Origin of the sequence: Burkholderia semiarida (assembly GCF_029268935.1) — a bacterium.
GTDB lineage: Bacteria > Pseudomonadota > Gammaproteobacteria > Burkholderiales > Burkholderiaceae > Burkholderia > Burkholderia semiarida.
The window spans coordinates 548,037-565,485 of sequence record NZ_JAHLCL010000008.1 but is presented as its reverse complement, the minus strand read 5'-3'; the positions used below and the strand labels follow the sequence as shown (position 1 = coordinate 565,485).

Genomic DNA, 17,449 nt, shown 5'->3' with positions numbered 1-17,449 from the left:
CGCGCGTGCGCCCAAAGAAAAACCCGCGACGCATGACGCGATCGCGGGTTTTCGGCATGCCGCGACACAGCGCGGCGCGGCATGAAATCTGGTGGGCCCCCCGGGAGTCGAACCCGGCACCAACGAATTATGAGTTCGCTGCTCTAACCAAGCATGAGCTAGGGGCCCAGACGAGAAGCACGGCGTGCTACACGCCACCCCGGCAACGAAGCCGGGCCGGCATTGTAACAACAAAGACGACAAAGGGAACGAACGCCACCGGCATCATGCGGATACCGGCAGCGTTCGCAAGAGAAACGCCGGAAATCAGTTCCCTTCGAGGAACGACTTCAGCTTGTCGGAACGGCTCGGGTGACGCAGCTTGCGCAGCGCCTTGGCCTCGATCTGACGGATCCGCTCGCGCGTGACGTCGAACTGCTTGCCGACTTCCTCGAGCGTGTGATCGGTGCTCATCTCGATACCGAAACGCATCCGCAGCACCTTCGCCTCGCGCGGCGTCAGCGAATCGAGCACGTCCTTCACGACGTCGCGCATGCTGGCATGCAGCGCGGCATCCGCCGGCGCGACCGTGTTGGTGTCCTCGATGAAGTCGCCGAGATGGGAATCGTCGTCGTCACCGATCGGCGTTTCCATCGAGATCGGCTCCTTCGCGATCTTCATGATCTTGCGGATCTTGTCTTCCGGCATCTCCATCTTCTCGGCGAGCGTTGCCGGATCCGGCTCGAGACCGGTTTCCTGCAGGATCTGCCGCGAGATGCGGTTCATCTTGTTGATCGTTTCGATCATGTGAACCGGAATCCGGATCGTGCGCGCCTGGTCCGCGATCGAGCGCGTGATGGCCTGACGGATCCACCACGTCGCATAGGTCGAGAACTTGTAGCCGCGACGGTATTCGAACTTGTCCACCGCCTTCATCAGGCCGATGTTGCCTTCCTGGATCAGGTCGAGGAACTGCAGGCCGCGGTTCGTGTACTTCTTCGCGATCGAGATCACGAGACGCAGGTTGGCCTCGGTCATTTCGCGTTTCGCCTGGCGCGCCTTCAGTTCGCCGGCCGCCATCTGACGGTTGGTTTCCTTCAGGTCCTTCAGCGGCAGCACGACGCGCGCCTGCAGGTCGAGCAGACGCTGCTGCTGTTCGCGGATCGCCGGGACGTTACGCGACAGCACCGCGCTGTACGGATGGCCTTCCGCGGTGATCTTCTCGGCCCAGTCGAGATCCGTCTCGTTGCCCGGGAAGCGTGCGATGAATTCCGAGCGCGGCATGCCGCACTTGTCGACGACGATGTGCAGGATCTGGCGCTCGACCTGACGCACTTCGTCCACCTGCGCACGCAGCGTGTCGCACAGGCGTTCGACGGTACGCGCGGTGAAGCGGATCGTCATCAGCTCGCTCTGGATCGTTTCCTGCGCCTTCAGGTAGGCCTTCGACTTGTAGCCTTCCTTTTCGAACGCGCGGCGCATCTTGTCGAACCACTCGCTGATCTGCGAGAACTTCTCGAGCGACGCACGCTTGAGGGCTTCGAGTTGGGCGGCGTTCGCCGATGCCTGCGCGGCGCCGTCGTCTTCCTCCTCTTCCTCTTCTTCCTCTTCCTCTTCGGCTTCCTCGTCCTCGTTCTCGATGGCTTCCGCTTCCTTCGCGGAGAAGCCGTCCGTATCGGCGGCATCCGCGGCGTTCGGATCGAGCAAGCCGTCGACGAGCTCGTCGACGCGGATCTCTTCGTTCGCGACGCGTTCGGCCATCGCGAGGATGTCGGCGATCGTCGTCGGGCATGCGGAGATGGCCATCACCATGTGGCGCAGGCCGTCCTCGATCCGCTTCGCGATCTCGATTTCGCCTTCGCGCGTGAGCAGCTCGACCGTGCCCATCTCGCGCATGTACATCCGGACCGGATCGGTCGTGCGGCCGAATTCCGAATCGACGGTGGACAGCGCGACTTCCGCTTCCTCCTCGACTTCATCGTCCGACGACGCGGCCGGCGCGTTGTCGTTCAGGAGCAGCGTTTCCGCGTCCGGCGCCTGCTCGTAAACCGCCACGCCCATGTCGTTGAACGTGCCGATGATGCCCTCGAGGGCTTCGGTCTCGGTGAAGTTGTCCGGCAGGTGGTCGTTGATTTCGGCGTACGTGAGGAAGCCGCGCTCCTTGCCGAGCTTGATCAGCGCGCGCAGTTTCACGCGGCGCTCTTCGAGCTCCTCGGCCGTGCCCGGCGTGCTCGTCGCGAACGCTTCCTTCAGCAGCGCCTTTTCCTTGGCGCGACGATCACGCACCTTGGACTTGCCCGGTGCAGCCGCGGCTGCGGGCTGCTCGTCGCTCTGATTTGCGTCGTCTTCGACGGATACTTCGTTCAGCTTTTTGGTCATGGAGTTCGCCGTACCGGCTATATCGACTCGCGGCTGCTGGACGACAGCCGGTTGAACCGTGGGTGCATGAGTAGTACGTACTGCCGTTTCGTCCGCGGCGGCAGTCGTGTCCCTTGCGCTTTTCGCACTTGCCCGCTTCGCCGCCGGCTTGGCCGGCCCGGAGTCGGGTCTGGCGGCAGCCCGTGTTCTGGCTGCCGGTGCCGGCGCAGCCTGAGCGGTGCCGGCCGCGGTTTTCTTTCCTGCAGGGGCTGACGTGGCTGAAGACGTTGTCCTGGTGGAAGAAGCAGACTTGGCCGCTGTGACCTTCTTGGTCGGCTCCGTCGAGCCCTTGCCTGTTGCTTTCTTTCCGCCTGTCGTCTTTGCCATCGCGATTCTCGCCTCTGCTTGGAAAACAAACCGCTGGAAACCTTATATTATAGCACGCTGGGGAGCCCTCTCTAAGCGCCCCGGCCGCCTACAGCCCGAGCCGACGCTTCATGTCGGTTCGCTGCTGGTTCAATTCCGTCAATTCGGCCAACTCCTCGGGGGTGAAGGTGGATTGCCGCGCCAGCCTGTCCAGCCGGTCGCAGCAGGCGTCATAACGCATCTTGAGCACCGCTGCCTGCAGCTCCTCCCCCGCGATCCGCTCCTGCTCGCGTTGCCGCTCGAGCACCGTCTCGTCTTCCGGGTTCTGTAACAGCAGATCGCGGACGTTTTCATCATAGTCCAGAATTTCGCGGAAGATTTCCTCGTAAGTCGCCCCGTTCGAGGACGCCCTCAGGACATCCGACAGCAGCCGGAACTCCGCGCCGTCGCCCAGCGCACGCGCATGATCGACGACTTCCGCGAACAATTCGCCGATGCGCGGCAGCGCGCGCAGGGTCGCGATCTGTTCGTCGTCGAGCTGCGATGCGATGCGCGGATGCATCACGAGTGTGCGCAACGCGCGCTTTTCGCTGTCCGTCACGCGTCGCCGCTCGCTGCGCGCGGGCGCCTGGCGCGGCGCCGCCGCGATGCGCGTATCGACTTCCGACAGCCCCGCGACTTCCTCGAACGGGATATCGAGGCGGTCGGCAAACATGTGCATGATCTGCGCGCGCAATGCATTCGCGGGCAGCGCCTGCAACAGCGGCTTCGCATCGAACAGCGCCTTCGCGCGGCCTTCCGGCTGATCGAGCGCCTTGCCGGCAATTGCTTCGTTCAACAGAAATTGCGACAGCGGCATCGCGCGTTCGACCTGCTCGGAGAACGCATCCGCGCCGAACTCGCGCACATAGCTGTCCGGATCGTGCTCGGGCGGAAGAAAAAGGAACCGGATCGTCCGGTTGTCGCCCGCATGCGGCAGGCAGGCCTCGAGCGCGCGCCGGGCCGCGCGCCGCCCGGCCGAATCGCCGTCGAAACTGAAAATGACCGTGTCGGTCTGGCGCAGCAGCTTCTGCACGTGAATCGGCGTGCACGCGGTGCCTAGCGTCGCGACCGCGTTCGGAAAGCCGAGCTGCGCGAGCGCGACGACGTCCATGTAGCCTTCGACGACCAGCACGTACTTGCGCTCGCGAATCGCGAGCCGCGCCTCGAACAGCCCGTACAGCTCGCTGCCCTTGTTGAACAGCGGCGTTTCCGGCGAGTTCAGGTACTTCGGTTCGCCGCTGCCGAGCACGCGGCCGCCGAAACCGATCACCTGCCCCTTCACGTTGCGGATCGGGAACATGATCCGCTCGCGGAACCGGTCGTAGCGGCGCGCGACGCCCTGCGCGTCGGTTTTCTCGCTGACGATCACGAGCCCCGCTTCGACGAGCGACTCGTCGCGATAATCCGGGAACGCGGCCTCGAGGTTCTGCCAGCCGTCCGGCGCATAGCCGAGACCGAAGCGCGCGGCGATCTCGCCGGTCAGGCCCCGGTTCTTCAGATACTGGATCGCGACGGTCGCGCCGCGCAACTGCTTGCGGTAGTAGTCGCACGCCGCCGTCATCGCGTCGGACAGCGCGGTCGCCACCGATTTCGACACGGGCGCCGGATAGTCGCCGCCACCGCCTCCGCCCCCACCGCCGCCGCGCATCGACGGCTCGTGCGGCACGGTCAGCCCGACGGATTGCGCGAGCTCCTGCACGGCTTCCGGGAACGTGAGCCCCGCATGCTCCATCAGGAAGCCGATCGCCGTGCCGTGCGCGCCGCAACCGAAGCAGTGATAGAACTGCTTGGTCGGGCTGACGGTAAACGACGGGCTCTTCTCGTTATGGAACGGGCACAGCCCCATGAAGTTGGCGCCGCCCTTCTTGAGCTGCACGTACCGGCCCACCACGTCGACGATATCGACGCGGTTCAGCAAATCCTGCAGGAACGAATGCGGAATCACCGTGGGATCGAGCGAAAAAGGACGATACGACGCCCGGCGCACGCATCGCTGGGCGCGCCGGGAACGGGTTTTACTTCGTGAGCGCGGCCTTGACCTGCGCGGAAACGGCCGTCATGTCGGCGCGGCCGGCGAGCTTGCCCTTCAGCACGCCCATTACCTTGCCCATGTCCTGCGGGCCCGCCGCGCCCGTTTGCGCGACCGCCGCCTGGACTTCGGCCGCCACTTCGGCGTCCGACAGTTGCGCGGGCATGTAGCCGCCCAGCACGGTCAGCTCGGCCTGCTCCTTCGCGACGAGATCGTCGCGGCCGGCCGCCTGGAACTGGCTGATCGAATCCTTGCGCTGCTTGATCATCTTGTCGATCACGGCCGTGATGCCGGCGTCGTCGAGCGTGACCCGATCATCGACCTCGCGCTGCTTGATCGCGGCCATCAGCAGGCGAATCGTTGCCAGGCGCTCGCTTTCCTTCGCGCGCATCGCGGCCTTCATGTCTTCGCTGATCTGCTCTTTCAAACTCATCTTTCACCCGGGATGGAAATGTGAATCCGACGCCCGCAAACGGGCGTCAACACAAAAACCCGCTTGGGACAGTGTCTCAAGCGGGTTGCTCGAATCCGGCATCGGCGACTCGCCGCCTGATCGGCTGCACGATCGCACCCGATCGCACGGAATCGCCGGTGCGCCGCTCAGTGAACCGCGCGGCGCCCAATCGTTCAGTACAGCTTCTTCGGCAACGTCTGGCTGCGGATACGCTTGTAATGACGCTTCACCGCAGCAGCCTTCTTGCGTTTGCGTTCTGCGGTCGGCTTCTCGTAAAACTCGCGCGCACGAAGCTCGGTCAGCAGACCGTTCTTTTCGATCGTGCGCTTGAAGCGACGCATTGCAACTTCGAACGGCTCGTTCTCTTTAACGCGAATGATCGTCATGATCCGACACGAATAAAGGTTTGCAGGGAAAGACTACCGAGTATAGCAGAGCGATTGCTCAAAGGCACGGGGCCCGGCCCCGCCGGAACGGCGCCGGCCGGCGCGTCAGGCGCCGCGCGCATACTCGGCCGCGGCCTGCCCGGCCGCCGTGCCGGACGCCCACGCCCACTGGAAGTTGTACCCGCCGAGCCAGCCCGTCACGTCCACCGCCTCGCCGACGAAGAACAGCCCCGGCACGCGCGCGCTCATCATCGTCGCCGACGACAGCTCCCGCGTGTCGACCCCGCCCTTCGTCACTTCGGCCTTCCTGTAGCCTTCGGTGCCGTTCGGCGTCAGCGTCCAGCCCGACAGCGCGTCGCCGATCTGGCGCAGCGTCTTGTCGGGCAGATCGGCGAGCCGCGTGTCGGCCGCGACGCGATGCGTGTCGAGCCACGCATGCGCGAGGCGCGCCGGCACCCAGTCGGCGAGCAGCGAACCGATCTGGCGCTTCGACGTGCGTTTCGCCTCGAGCAGGTCGGCCACCGTGTCGCGCTGCGGCAGCAGGTCGATGCGAATCGGGTCGCCGGGCTGCCAGTAGCTCGAGATCTGCAGGATGCCGGGGCCGGACAGGCCGCGATGGGTCAGCAGTAGGTCCTCGACGAATTCGCCGCCGCGCTTCCTGTCGCCGGTCGATACGCGCACTTCGAGCGACACGCCGGACAGCGGCACGAACGGCGCCCAGTCCTGCGGCGCGAACGTCAGCGGCACGAGGGCGGGCCGCGTATCGACGAGCTTGTGGCCGAACTGCTTCGCGACCCGGTAGCCGAAGTCGGTCGCGCCGATCTTCGGGATCGACAGGCCGCCGGTCGCAATGATCAGCGCGCGCGCGCCGATCGCCCCGGCCTGCTGCGTATCGAGCACGAAGCCGTCGGACGGCGCATGGCGCACCGCGCCGACGACGACGGGCCGGCGCCACGCGACGCCGCCCGCGTCGCACTCGTGTTTCAGCACGTCGATGATCGCGTCGCTGCCATGGTCGCAAAAGAGCTGGCCCTTGTGCTTTTCGTGCCAGGTCACGTGATGGCGCTTGAGCAGCCCGAGGAAGTCGCGCGGCGTATAGCGCGCCAGCGCCGAGCGCGCGAAATGCGGATTCGACGACAGGTAGTTGTCGGGCCCGGCATACAGGTTCGTGAAGTTGCAGCGGCCGCCGCCCGAGATGCGGATTTTCTCGGCGAGCCGCGACGCGTGATCGATCAGCACGACGCGGCGGCCGAGCTGCCCGGCGACCGCGGCGCTCATCATGCCGGCGGCGCCCGCGCCGATCACGGCGATGTCATAAGTTTCCATGGCGCGGATTGTACCTGCCCGGCATCGGGCCCGGGCCGCCGCCAGCGGCGGTCCGCCCTCGCCTGCTATACTTTCCGGTTACGTTGACCTACCCGAGGCGCGTCCGAAACGGCGCGTCCTGCCCTCACCCATGCTCGTTCTCGGCATCGAAAGCTCCTGCGACGAAACCGGCCTCGCGCTCTACGACACGCAGCGCGGCCTGCTCGCGCACGCGCTCCATTCGCAGATCGCGATGCACCGCGACTACGGCGGCGTCGTGCCGGAGCTCGCGTCGCGCGACCACATCCGCCGTGCGCTGCCGCTGCTCGAGGAAGTGATGGCGCAAAGCGGCACGCGCCGCGACGACATCGACGCGATCGCGTTCACGCAAGGCCCCGGCCTCGCCGGCGCGCTGCTCGTCGGCGCGAGCATCGCGAATGCGCTCGCGCTCGCATGGAACAAGCCGACCGTCGGCATCCATCACCTCGAAGGCCATCTGCTGTCGCCGTTGCTGGTCGACGAGCCGCCGCCGTTCCCGTTCGTCGCGCTGCTGGTGTCCGGCGGCCACACGCAACTCATGCGCGTGACCGACGTCGGCGTGTACGAGACGCTCGGCGAAACGCTCGACGACGCGGCCGGCGAGGCGTTCGACAAGACGGCGAAACTGATCGGCCTCGGCTACCCGGGCGGCCCTGAAGTATCGAAGCTGGCCGAAACGGGCACGCCGGGCGCGGTCGTGCTGCCGCGCCCGATGCTGCACTCGGGCGATCTCGACTTCAGCTTCAGCGGCCTGAAAACCGCCGTGCTCACGCAGATGAAGAAATTCGAAGCGGCGAAGCTGGAAGGCGAAGCACTCGAACGTGCGAAGGCCGACCTCGCGCGCGGCTTCGTCGATGCGGCCGTCGACGTGCTCGTCGCGAAGTCGCTCGCCGCGCTGAAGAAGACGAAGCTCAAGCGCCTCGTGGTCGCGGGCGGCGTCGGCGCGAACCGCCAGTTGCGCGCGGCACTGTCGGCGGCCGCAGCCAAGCGCGGCTTCGACGTGCACTACCCCGATCTCGCGCTCTGCACCGACAACGGCGCGATGATCGCGCTCGCGGGTGCGTTGCGGCTCGGCCGCTGGCCCGAACAGGCGAATGCCGACTACGCGTTCACGGTGAAGCCGCGCTGGGATCTCGCGTCGCTCGCACGCTGAATCGCGCAACGCGACACCGTCAGCCGGAAAACAGAAGGCCGCTCGAACGAGCGGCCTTTCTCATGGGCGCGACAAGACGCCGCGGCGTTATGCAGCCAGCCGCTTGTCGCGCTCGATCAACGCATACGCGCTATGATTGTGGATCGACTCGAAGTTCTCGGCTTCGAGCACGTAAGCGGCCACGCGCTCGTCCGCATCGAGGCGCTGCGCGATATCGCGCACGAGATCCTCGACGAACTTCGGATTCTCGTATGCACGCTCGGTGACGAACTTCTCGTCCGGACGCTTCAGCAGCCCCCACAGCTCGCACGACGCCTCTTCTTCCGCGATGCGGATCAGCGCCTCGACCGGCAGATCGGCAGCCAGCTCCGCATCGATCGTCACGTGCGAGCGCTGGTTGTGCGCACCGTATTGCGAGATCTTCTTCGAGCACGGGCACAGGCTCGTTACCGGCACGAGCACCTTCAGGAACAGGCGCGTATCGCCGTTGCGGCTTTCGCCCGCGAGCGTCACTTCATAGTCGAGCAGGCTTTGCACGCCGGACACCGGCGCCGTCTTGTTGACGAAATACGGGAACGTGACTTCGATGCGGCCGGCTTCGGCTTCGAGCTTTTCGAGCATCGACGCGAGCATCGCGCGAAAACGCTCGACCGTCAGCGGCGCACGATTCTCTTCGAGCAGCGCGACGAAGCGCGACATGTGCGTGCCCTTCTGATCGGCCGGCAAACGGACATCGAGGTTCCAGACGCCGACCGTCGGTTGCACGTCGCCGCTTTCGGTACACACCGTCAACGGATGCCGGACCGCCTTCACGCCCACGCGCTGAATCGGAATCTGACGGGTATCCACCGTGCTCTGCACGTCGGGCATCACGAAGGCGGGATTCATCTGGTTCATCTTGTTCAATCCTTGTAAGCCGCGCGTTCGACGACGCGCACGCCGCGTCATGCGGCAGCCGGAAAAGCAACATGGGCCCGCAGGCCCATGTTTTCCGCATCAATGTAGACCGGTTGCGCCAGTCGCACCGACGCCGCCCGCGGGCGGCGTCAGCTTATGCGACGCGCTTCGCCTGGCCGGCGACGTCGGCCGCCGGGTTCAGGAAGCGTTCGCGAATCGATTTCGCGATGCCCGCGCCGTCGAGGCCGCATTGCGACAGCAGCTTCGCGGGGTCGCCGTGATCGATGAACTGGTCAGGGAGGCCCAATTGTAGTACGGGTCGGATAACCCCACTCTCCATCAGGGCTTCCACGCAGGCCGAGCCTGCGCCGCCCATCACGCAGCCTTCCTCGACCGTGACGACGTAGTCGTGCGTTTCGGCGAGCTCGCGCACGAGCGCCGCATCGATCGGCTTCACGAAGCGCATGTTCGCGACCGTTGCGTCGAGTTCGTCGGCCGCCGCGAGCGACGGCGCGACCATCGTGCCGAACGCGAGGATCGCGACGCGCTTGCCTTCCGGCTGCGACGTGCGGCGACGCACTTCGCCCTTGCCGAGCGGGATCTCGGTGAATTCCTTCACCGTCGCCACGCCCGTGCCCGCGCCGCGCGGATAGCGCACCGCGGTCGGGTTCGGCTGCTGGAGCGCCGTGTGCAGCATCTGGCGGCATTCGTTCTCGTCGGATGCGGCCATGATCGTCATGTTCGGGATGCAGCGCATGAACGCGAGATCGTACGCGCCCGCATGCGTCGCGCCGTCCGCGCCGACGAGGCCCGCGCGATCGATCGCGAACACGACCGGCAGGTTCTGCAGCGCGACGTCGTGGATCAGCTGGTCGTACGCACGCTGCAGGAACGTCGAGTAGATCGCGACGACGGGCTTCAGCCCTTCGGTCGCGAGACCGCCCGCGAACGTCACCGCGTGCTGCTCGGCGATGCCGACGTCGTAGTAGCGATCCTTGAAGCGCTTCTCGAATTCGACCATGCCCGAGCCTTCGCGCATCGCGGGCGTGATGCCGACCACGCGCGTATCGCGCTCGGCTTCGTCGCACAGCCACTCGCCGAACACCTGCGTGTACGTCTTCTTCGCAGGCGTGGTCGACGGCTTGATGCCTTCGGCCGGATTGAACTTGCCGGGGCCGTGATAGAGCACGGGATCGGCTTCGGCGAGCTTGTAGCCCTGGCCTTTCTTCGTCACCACATGCAGGAACTGCGGGCCGCGCAGTTCGCGGATGTTCTGCAGCGTCGGGATCAGCGAATCGAGATCGTGACCGTCGATCGGGCCGATGTAGTTGAAGCCGAACTCCTCGAACAGCGTGGCCGGCACGACCATGCCCTTCGCGTGCTCCTCGAGCTTGCGCGCGAGTTCGAGCACCGGCGGCGCGACGCTCAGCACACGCTCGACGCCCGCGCGTGCGGCCGCGTAGAAGCGGCCCGACATCAGGCGGGCGAGATGGCGATTCAGCGCGCCGACCGGCGGCGAGATCGACATGTCGTTGTCGTTCAGGATCACGAGCAGCTTCGCATCCTCCGACACGCCCGCGTTGTTCATCGCCTCGAACGCCATGCCGGCCGTCATCGCGCCGTCGCCGATCACGGCGATGGAGAAGCGGTCGTCGCCGTTCAGCTGGCTGCCGATCGCCATGCCGAGCGCGGCGGAAATCGACGTGCTCGAGTGCGCGGTGCCGAACGTGTCGTATTGGGATTCGCTGCGGCGCGGGAAGCCCGAGATGCCGTCGTACTGACGCAGCGAATGCATCTGGTCGCGGCGGCCCGTCAGGATCTTGTGCGGGTAGGTCTGGTGACCCACGTCCCAGACGATGCGATCGTTCGGCGTGTTGAACACGTAGTGCAACGCGATCGTCAGCTCGACCGTCCCGAGGTTGGACGACAAATGGCCGCCCGTCTTCGACACGCTGTCGAGCACGAACGCGCGCAGTTCATCCGCGAGCGGTTGCAGTTGGCGACGATCGAGGCGGCGCAAATCCGCCGGGTCGTCGATGGTTTTCAGCAAGTCGTACATCGTCGTTCCATTGTAGGAAATCAAACGCGCCCGCATTCTTTTGCACGCACCGTAGCGTGTGCGCGGCGGCGGGCTTTCGCGTCAGCTGACCCGGTTCACCACCAGGTCGGCAAGTTCGGCGAGACGCTGTGCGCGTGCGCCGAACGGTTTCAGCGCGTCGTGCGCTTCGGCGCGCAGCTGCGCTGCCAGCTCGCGCGACGCCTCGAGACCGAGGATCGATACATAGGTCGGCTTGTCGTTCGCCGCGTCCTTGCCGGCCGTCTTGCCGAGTGTCGCCGAATCGGTCGTGACGTCGAGAATGTCGTCGACGACCTGGAAGGCCAGACCCACGGCCCCCGCGTACACGTCCAGCGCAGCCATCGTTTCCGCCGAAGGCGTCTCGCCCGCCAGCGCGCCCATTCGCACGGCCGCGCGCAGCAATGCGCCCGTCTTCATCCGGTGCATCGTTTCGAGCTGCTCGCGCGTCAGCTTCAGGCCGACGCTCGCCAGGTCGATCGCCTGCCCGCCGGCCATGCCGATCGAGCCGCTCGCGAGCGCCAGCTCGCGCACGAGCGCCGCCTGCTGCGCCGGCGACAGCGCATCGGCGTCGGTCAGCGCCACGAACGCCTGCGACTGCAGCGCGTCGCCGACCAGCAGGGCCGTCGGCTCGTCGTACTGCACGTGCACGGTCGGCTTGCCGCGACGCAGCGCATCGTCGTCCATGCACGGCATGTCGTCATGCACGAGCGAGTAGACGTGGATCATCTCCAGCGCCGCCGCCGCGGCGTTGCGGGCCGCCTCCGTCGCACCGGTCAGCTCGCCTGCCGCATGGCACAGCAGCGGGCGAACGCGTTTGCCGCCACCGAGGACCGCGTAGCGCATCGCCTCGTGAAGTTTCGCGGGCGTCGCGGTTTCGGCCGGCAGATAGTGGCCGAGGGCGTCCTCGACACGGTCAAGCACGGACCGCATCCATTGTTCGAATGTCATAGATCGTCGTCTTCGCCGTCCGTGGCGGCCGTTCCGGACGAAAGCGGCTTCAGCGTCGCGCCGTCGAGCACGCGGACCTGCTGCTCCACTTTCTCGAGCTGCTGTTGGCAAAACGCAACGAGGGTCGCACCGCGACGATACGCCGCCAGTGAATCCTCGAGGCTCAACGCGCCGCCTTCCATCCGGGCAACCAGCGTCTCGAGTTCCGCGAGCGCCATCTCGTAATTGTCCGGCAACGGTTCGGTGCCATTGCCGGGCGGCGTGGCGCCTGGGGATGCGGTTTTCGCCATGGACGAGGGTGTCAAATTTCAAAACAAGTCGGACATTCTACGGCAAAAGAGAATTTTCCGACCTGCCGTCTTGGGCGCCCGCGCACGATTCCGGCCCCATCTTCGACGCACAGTGTGCGCCTTTCGAGGGTAGCCCGACAAAAAATTGACACAAATCAGGCACTTAATCCTAGCCTTGCGAGGCGAACCGGGTATAATTCTCCGTTTCCCTAAATCGATTTTTCGATGGTTGGGTTGTTCACTGCTTTCACGCTAACACCGGGAGTGGGAATGTCCAATCTGAGCGATGCGCTTCAGTTGAAGTCGGCCCACAGCCAGCTTCCAGTCACTGCATATTTCGATGAGGCGCTACTCGAGCGCGAGATCGAAACCCTCTTCAAGAAAGGACCTCGTTACGTCGGGCACGAGCTGATGGTGCCCGAGGCGGGGGATTATTTTGCGCTGCCGTCCGAGAAGGAAGGCCGCGTGCTGGTCCGTAACCAGACGAATCGGATCGAACTGCTGTCGAACGTGTGCCGCCACCGGCAGGCGATCATGCTCAACGGGCGCGGCCACACGCAGAACATCGTGTGCCCGCTGCACCGCTGGACGTACGACCTCGAAGGCGAGCTGCTCGGCGCGCCGCACTTCCCCGACAAGCCGTGCCTGAACCTCGGCAAGAGCCCGCTGCAGAACTGGCAGGGGCTGCTGTTCGAGGCCGAGGGCCGCAACGTCGCGCGCGACCTCGCCAACCTCGGCACCAAGCATCACTTCGACTTCTCCGAGTACCTGTTCGATCACGTCGAAGTGCACGAGTGCGATTACAACTGGAAGACGTTCATCGAGGTCTACCTCGAGGATTATCACGTCGTCCCGTTCCACCCGGGCCTCGGCAGCTTCGTGTCGTGCGACGATCTCAAATGGGAGTTCGGCGACTGGTACAGCGTGCAGACGGTCGGCGTGCACAACGCCCTCGCGAAGCCGGGCAGCGCGACTTACCAGAAATGGCACGAGCAGGTGCTGAAGTTCCGCAACGGCGTGCCGCCGGAGTTCGGCGCGATCTGGATGGTCTACTACCCGGGCCTGATGATCGAGTGGTATCCGCACGTACTGGTCGTGTCGTGGCTGATCCCGCGCGGGCCGCAGAAAACCACCAACATCGTCGAGTTCTATTACCCCGAGGAAATCGCGCTGTTCGAACGCGAATTCGTCGAGGCCGAGCGCGCCGCCTATATGGAAACGGCCGTCGAGGACGACGAGATCGCGATGCGGATGGACGCAGGCCGCCGAGCGCTGATGGCCCGCGGCGAGTCGCAGGTCGGCCCGTACCAGAGCCCGATGGAAGACGGGATGCAGCACTTCCACGAGTTCCTGCGCCGCCACCTCGGCGACCTCTGACAGCGGCCGCGGCGCCTCGACGCCGCCCGGCCGCCGGCAAGCGAAAAGACGGGCTTCGGCCCGTCTTTTTTGTTTAGACTTGGAGTGTCAGGCCATTCGCACTCCAGGGAGCCGTCATGCCACACACTCATTACACCACGCTCATCTCCGCCGCCAATCTCGCCGAGCGCCTGGCCGCGGCGCCCGGCAGCGTCGCGCTGTTCGACTGCCGCTTCGATCTCGCCGATCCCGGCGCCGGCGAGGCCGCCTACGCGGCCGGCCACCTCCCCGGCGCGCAATATCTTCATCTCGATCGCGACCTGTCCGGCCGCAAGACGGGCACCAACGGCCGCCATCCGCTGCCGACCCGCGACGCGCTCGCCACGCTGCTCGCGAGCCGCGGCCTCAAGCAGGGTCAGCAGGTCGTCGCGTACGACGCGCAAGGCGGCGCCTATGCAGCGCGCCTGTGGTGGCTGCTGCGCTGGCTCGGCCACGATTCGGTTGCCGTGCTCGACGGCGGGCTGCAGGCGTGGGAAGCGGCCGGCCAGCCGCTGACGACCGACGTGCCGCAACCGGCCGCCGGCGATTTCCGCACGGCAACGCCACTCGAATCGACGGTCGATGCAGCTGCCGTGCTCGCGAACGTGTCGTCGCCCGCGCGCGTCGTGATCGATGCACGCGCACCGGACCGCTATCGCGGCGAAAATGAAACGATCGATCGGGTAGGCGGCCACATTCCCGGTGCGCGCAACCGCTTCTTCAAGGACAACCTGACTGCCGACGGCCGCTTCAAGACCGGTCATGAATTGCGCGAGGCATTCACCGCCGTGCTGGCCGGCACCGAGCCGAACCGCGTGATCCTGCAATGCGGCTCCGGCGTCACCGCATGCCACAACGCGCTGGCGCTGGAAGTGGCGGGCCTGCACGGCGCGTCGCTGTACCCGGGCTCGTGGAGCGAATGGAGCGCCGATCCGTCGCGGCCGATCGCGACCGGCCCGAACCCTTGAGCACCCACGCGACGCGATGAGGATGATGCGGCGGCCGATGCCGCGGCGGCCGATGCCGCGGCGGCCGGTGCCGCGGCGGCCGATGCCGCCGCTCGTCGTTCACATCACGCCGTACTTGTGGAACCACTCGATGGCGCGCTTCCAGCCATCCTCGGCATCGGCCTTCACATAGCTCGGCCGGTAATCGGCGAAGAACGCGTGGCCGGCATCCGGATACACGACGATCTCCGATTCGCGCGCGAGCTTCGAATCGCTCGCCTGGATCGCCTTGCGCATGTCCGCGAGCGACGCCTGCGTGATGTTCTGGTCCTTCTCGCCGTACAGGCCGAGTACCGGCACCTTCAACAACGATGCGTGATCGACCGGGTTGAACGGCGTCATCTCGTCGGTCTTGCCCTCGACGAACCCGTACCACGCCACCGCGGCCCGCACGTGCGGATTGTGTTCCGCATACAGCCACGCCTGGCGGCCGCCCCAGCAGAAGCCGGTCACACCGAGGCGCGTCAGGTCGCCGCCGTTCTTGCCGGCCCACGCGACCGTCGCGTCGAGATCCTCCGTCACCTGCCGGTCCGGCACCTTGCTGACGATGTTGTCGACCAGCGCCTGGATCGTCGGATACTTCGCCGCGTTGCCCTGCCGGGCGAACAGGTCGGGCGCGATCGCGAGATAGCCGAGCTTCGCGAAGCGCCGGCACACATCGGCGATATGCGCGTGCACGCCGAAGATCTCGTGAATCACGATGACGACCGGCAGGTTCGTCTTGTCGACCGGCTGCGCGCGATAAGCCGGTACGCTCGCATCGCCCGAGCGGATCTCGATGGTGTCGACGTCCAGCCCGGCGCTGTCGGTCGTGACCGTCTGCGCCGACACGGGCAGCACGGCCGCCGCGAAGGTGCCGCCCAGCGCAGCCTGCATGAACTTGCGGCGCGAGAACGGGACATGGGGGACCAGGCTGTCGACTTCGGGTTTCAACATGAATGCACTCCTCGATTGGGCGCCGCCGTCACGATCGCGGATACGGCATGACGGGGCATCGCACCGGCGCACGGCGCGGATGTCGCGGCGGTTGGCACCCCGCCGCAAACGAAAACCCGGACAAGATGCCCAATAATCCGTTGTCGCGTCAACTGTCGGATGTGTAAGACTCGATTACGACGCGTTGAGGCGATCGAATCGATCATCGCACGGCGGCCTGCCGACGGGCCGCCGAGTCACCGTGCGGCGGCGCGCATCGTGGTTCGTCGCGCGGCCGAATCGTTGCGAATCGAAACGAAAAACGGGCGGCGAACACGCTCGACAGGCGCATCCCCGCCCGCTCCGCGCGCAAGCGCGCGATCAGTGCAGCTTGACGCGCGGCAGCGTCGTGCGCCGCAACCAGTGCGCGACCGTGTCGAGCATCATCCGCGGATAACCGTGCAGCGCCGCGATGTGCAGCCGATACAGCGACATGTACATGAAGCGCGCGAACAGCCCTTCGATCAGCATGTTGCCGCCGATCAGCCCGCCCATCAGGTTGCCGACCGCACTGAAGTGGCCGAGCGACACGAGCGAACCGAAATCGCGATACGTGAACTCGGGCAGCGGGCGCCCCTCGAGCCGGCAGCCGATCGCCTTGAGCAGGAAACTCGCCTGCTGGTGCGCCGCTTGCGCGCGCGGCGGGACGTTGCGTTCGTTGCCGGGCCATGCGCAGGCCGCGCAATCGCCGAGCGCGAACACGTTGTCGTCGGTGAAGGTCTGCAGCGTGCGGCGCACGTCGAGCTGCCCGAGCTTGTTGACCTGGAGGCCGTCGAGGTGCGAAAGCACGGACGGCGCCTTGATGCCCGCCGCCCAGACCGTCAGGTCCGCGCGCACCGCCTTGCCGCTCGCGGTATGCACGAACCCGGGCGCCACCTCGGTCACGCGCTCGGCGAGCATCAGCCGCACGCCGAGCTTCTCGAGCAGTTCGGCCGTCGCCGCCGACACGCGCTCCTGCAGTGCCGGCAGGATCCGCGGCCCCGATTCGATCAGCACGATGCCGACGTCATGGCGCGGATCGAGCTTGTGCAGCCCGTACGCGGACAGCACCTGCGCGGTATTGCGCAGTTCCGCGGACAACTCGACGCCCGTCGCGCCGCCGCCGACGATCACGACCTGGATGCGCGGTTCGGCCGACTCGCCCGGCGCGCTCGGCGCCGGCGCCTGGTGCTCGGCGCGCATGCACGCCGCGATCAGCCGCTTGCGGAAGCGTTCGGCCTCCCCGACCGTGTCGAGTGCGATCGCGTTTTCCGGTGCGCCCTGCACGCCGAAGAAGTGCGTCGTGCTGCCGATCGCGATCACGAGCGTGTCGTATTCCAGCTCGCGCGCCGGCAACAGCTCCGCGCCGTCGCTGTCGTTGAGGGGCGACAGCGTGACGCGCTTCGCCGCGCGATCGAGCCCGGTCAGCTCGCCCTGCTGGAACTCGAAGCCGTGCCAGCGCGCCTGCGCCGCATATTCGAGCTCCTGCGTGAACGGGTCCATGCTGCCGGCCGCGACCTCGTGCAGCAACGGTTTCCAGATGTGCGTCGGATTGCGGTCGACGAGCGTGACAAGCGCACGCGCGGGACGATTGCCGCGCGCGCCGTAACGGTCGCCGAGCCGCGTCGCCAGTTCCAGGCCGCCGGCGCCTCCGCCTACGATGATGATCCGATGCATCTGATTCCCCCTTTGCGATTCGAAACTGCTGCCGCCGGATGAAGCAAACGCCCTATACGCGCGCCGCCCGGTGGATTAACCGGTTCGGACATC

The 17,449-nt window shown here is 66.2% G+C and carries 14 protein-coding genes and 1 tRNA gene; 3 read left to right on the top strand and 12 right to left on the bottom strand.

All coding sequences use genetic code 11. The features are described 5' to 3' along the window. Window positions 1–89 precede the first annotated feature (89 nt). The 6 genes from KPB06_RS25860 to KPB06_RS25835 form a co-directional block, all read right to left on the bottom strand. Window positions 90–168 (bottom strand) — tRNA-Ile (locus KPB06_RS25860). Window positions 169–306: 138 nt separating this feature from the next. After that, window positions 307–2,724: an RNA polymerase sigma factor RpoD gene (gene rpoD, locus KPB06_RS25855; RefSeq protein WP_081066417.1), complete on the bottom strand. Its 2,418-nt coding sequence runs from the start codon at window positions 2,722–2,724 to the stop codon at window positions 307–309. 88 nt (window positions 2,725–2,812) lie between these two features. Then, on the bottom strand, window positions 2,813–4,690 hold the full coding sequence (gene dnaG, locus KPB06_RS25850) for a DNA primase (RefSeq protein WP_059639132.1): 1,878 nt from the start codon (window positions 4,688–4,690) through the stop codon (window positions 2,813–2,815). A 70-nt stretch (window positions 4,691–4,760) separates the two neighbouring features. Then, window positions 4,761–5,207: a GatB/YqeY domain-containing protein gene (locus tag KPB06_RS25845; protein WP_006479409.1), complete on the bottom strand. Its 447-nt coding sequence runs from the start codon at window positions 5,205–5,207 to the stop codon at window positions 4,761–4,763. A 194-nt stretch (window positions 5,208–5,401) separates the two neighbouring features. Beyond that, window positions 5,402–5,614 carry a 30S ribosomal protein S21 gene (rpsU, locus tag KPB06_RS25840; RefSeq protein WP_006479415.1) on the bottom strand — a complete coding sequence of 71 codons (213 nt, stop codon included), beginning with the start codon at window positions 5,612–5,614 and terminating at the stop codon, window positions 5,402–5,404. 105 nt (window positions 5,615–5,719) lie between these two features. After that, the gene (locus KPB06_RS25835) at window positions 5,720–6,940 is read right to left on the bottom strand and encodes a BaiN/RdsA family NAD(P)/FAD-dependent oxidoreductase (RefSeq protein ID WP_420831947.1); all 1,221 of its coding nucleotides are present in this window, start codon (window positions 6,938–6,940) and stop codon (window positions 5,720–5,722) included. A gap of 130 nt (window positions 6,941–7,070) precedes the next feature. On the opposite strand from KPB06_RS25835, the gene tsaD reads away from it, so the two are divergent. Beyond that, window positions 7,071–8,111: a tRNA (adenosine(37)-N6)-threonylcarbamoyltransferase complex transferase subunit TsaD gene (gene tsaD, locus KPB06_RS25830; protein ID WP_059582919.1), complete on the top strand. Its 1,041-nt coding sequence runs from the start codon at window positions 7,071–7,073 to the stop codon at window positions 8,109–8,111. A gap of 87 nt (window positions 8,112–8,198) precedes the next feature. Here the strand turns inward: tsaD and folE2 are convergent, their stop codons facing one another. From folE2 to KPB06_RS25810, 4 genes are all read right to left on the bottom strand, one after another. Next, on the bottom strand, window positions 8,199–9,008 hold the full coding sequence (gene folE2 / locus KPB06_RS25825) for a GTP cyclohydrolase FolE2 (RefSeq protein WP_059583149.1): 810 nt from the start codon (window positions 9,006–9,008) through the stop codon (window positions 8,199–8,201). Window positions 9,009–9,162: 154 nt separating this feature from the next. Then, window positions 9,163–11,067 (bottom strand): 1-deoxy-D-xylulose-5-phosphate synthase, encoded by a 1,905-nt coding sequence (dxs, locus tag KPB06_RS25820; RefSeq protein ID WP_059582921.1) that lies wholly within the window; start codon window positions 11,065–11,067, stop codon window positions 9,163–9,165. Window positions 11,068–11,148: 81 nt separating this feature from the next. Continuing rightward, window positions 11,149–12,033 carry a polyprenyl synthetase family protein gene (locus KPB06_RS25815; protein ID WP_059582924.1) on the bottom strand — a complete coding sequence of 295 codons (885 nt, stop codon included), beginning with the start codon at window positions 12,031–12,033 and terminating at the stop codon, window positions 11,149–11,151. Next, window positions 12,030–12,323 carry an exodeoxyribonuclease VII small subunit gene (locus KPB06_RS25810; protein ID WP_006479428.1) on the bottom strand — a complete coding sequence of 98 codons (294 nt, stop codon included), beginning with the start codon at window positions 12,321–12,323 and terminating at the stop codon, window positions 12,030–12,032. The genes KPB06_RS25815 and KPB06_RS25810 overlap by 4 nt, the downstream gene beginning before the upstream one ends. Window positions 12,324–12,593: 270 nt before the next feature. On the opposite strand from KPB06_RS25810, the gene KPB06_RS25805 reads away from it, so the two are divergent. Together KPB06_RS25805 and KPB06_RS25800 are read left to right on the top strand one after the other, a co-directional pair. Then, window positions 12,594–13,700, top strand: a complete 1,107-nt coding sequence (locus tag KPB06_RS25805) for an aromatic ring-hydroxylating oxygenase subunit alpha (RefSeq protein ID WP_059582927.1) — start codon at window positions 12,594–12,596, stop codon at window positions 13,698–13,700. A gap of 116 nt (window positions 13,701–13,816) precedes the next feature. Beyond that, window positions 13,817–14,686 (top strand): sulfurtransferase, encoded by an 870-nt coding sequence (locus tag KPB06_RS25800; protein ID WP_059582932.1) that lies wholly within the window; start codon window positions 13,817–13,819, stop codon window positions 14,684–14,686. Between the two features lie 99 nt (window positions 14,687–14,785). Here the strand turns inward: KPB06_RS25800 and KPB06_RS25795 are convergent, their stop codons facing one another. Next, the gene (locus tag KPB06_RS25795; protein ID WP_059582935.1) at window positions 14,786–15,661 is read right to left on the bottom strand and encodes a dienelactone hydrolase family protein; all 876 of its coding nucleotides are present in this window, start codon (window positions 15,659–15,661) and stop codon (window positions 14,786–14,788) included. A gap of 360 nt (window positions 15,662–16,021) precedes the next feature. Continuing rightward, window positions 16,022–17,356, bottom strand: coding sequence for an NAD(P)/FAD-dependent oxidoreductase (locus KPB06_RS25790; protein ID WP_059639129.1), 1,335 nt, complete (start codon window positions 17,354–17,356; stop codon window positions 16,022–16,024). Between the last annotated feature and the right edge of the window lie 93 nt (window positions 17,357–17,449).

Coding starts and splice junctions, on each gene's coding strand:
- tsaD (WP_059582919.1), top strand. CDS start 7,071: ATGCTCGTTCTCGGCATCGAAAGCTCCTGCGACGAAACCGGCCTCGCG.
- KPB06_RS25790 (WP_059639129.1), bottom strand. CDS start 17,356: ATGCATCGGATCATCATCGTAGGCGGAGGCGCCGGCGGCCTGGAACTG.
- rpsU (WP_006479415.1), bottom strand. CDS start 5,614: ATGACGATCATTCGCGTTAAAGAGAACGAGCCGTTCGAAGTTGCAATG.
- KPB06_RS25800 (WP_059582932.1), top strand. CDS start 13,817: ATGCCACACACTCATTACACCACGCTCATCTCCGCCGCCAATCTCGCC.
- KPB06_RS25835 (WP_420831947.1), bottom strand. CDS start 6,940: ATGGAAACTTATGACATCGCCGTGATCGGCGCGGGCGCCGCCGGCATG.
- KPB06_RS25805 (WP_059582927.1), top strand. CDS start 12,594: ATGTCCAATCTGAGCGATGCGCTTCAGTTGAAGTCGGCCCACAGCCAG.
- KPB06_RS25845 (WP_006479409.1), bottom strand. CDS start 5,207: ATGAGTTTGAAAGAGCAGATCAGCGAAGACATGAAGGCCGCGATGCGC.
- KPB06_RS25815 (WP_059582924.1), bottom strand. CDS start 12,033: ATGACATTCGAACAATGGATGCGGTCCGTGCTTGACCGTGTCGAGGAC.
- folE2 (WP_059583149.1), bottom strand. CDS start 9,008: ATGAACCAGATGAATCCCGCCTTCGTGATGCCCGACGTGCAGAGCACG.
- dxs (WP_059582921.1), bottom strand. CDS start 11,067: ATGTACGACTTGCTGAAAACCATCGACGACCCGGCGGATTTGCGCCGC.
- rpoD (WP_081066417.1), bottom strand. CDS start 2,724: ATGGCAAAGACGACAGGCGGAAAGAAAGCAACAGGCAAGGGCTCGACG.
- KPB06_RS25795 (WP_059582935.1), bottom strand. CDS start 15,661: ATGTTGAAACCCGAAGTCGACAGCCTGGTCCCCCATGTCCCGTTCTCG.
- KPB06_RS25810 (WP_006479428.1), bottom strand. CDS start 12,323: ATGGCGAAAACCGCATCCCCAGGCGCCACGCCGCCCGGCAATGGCACC.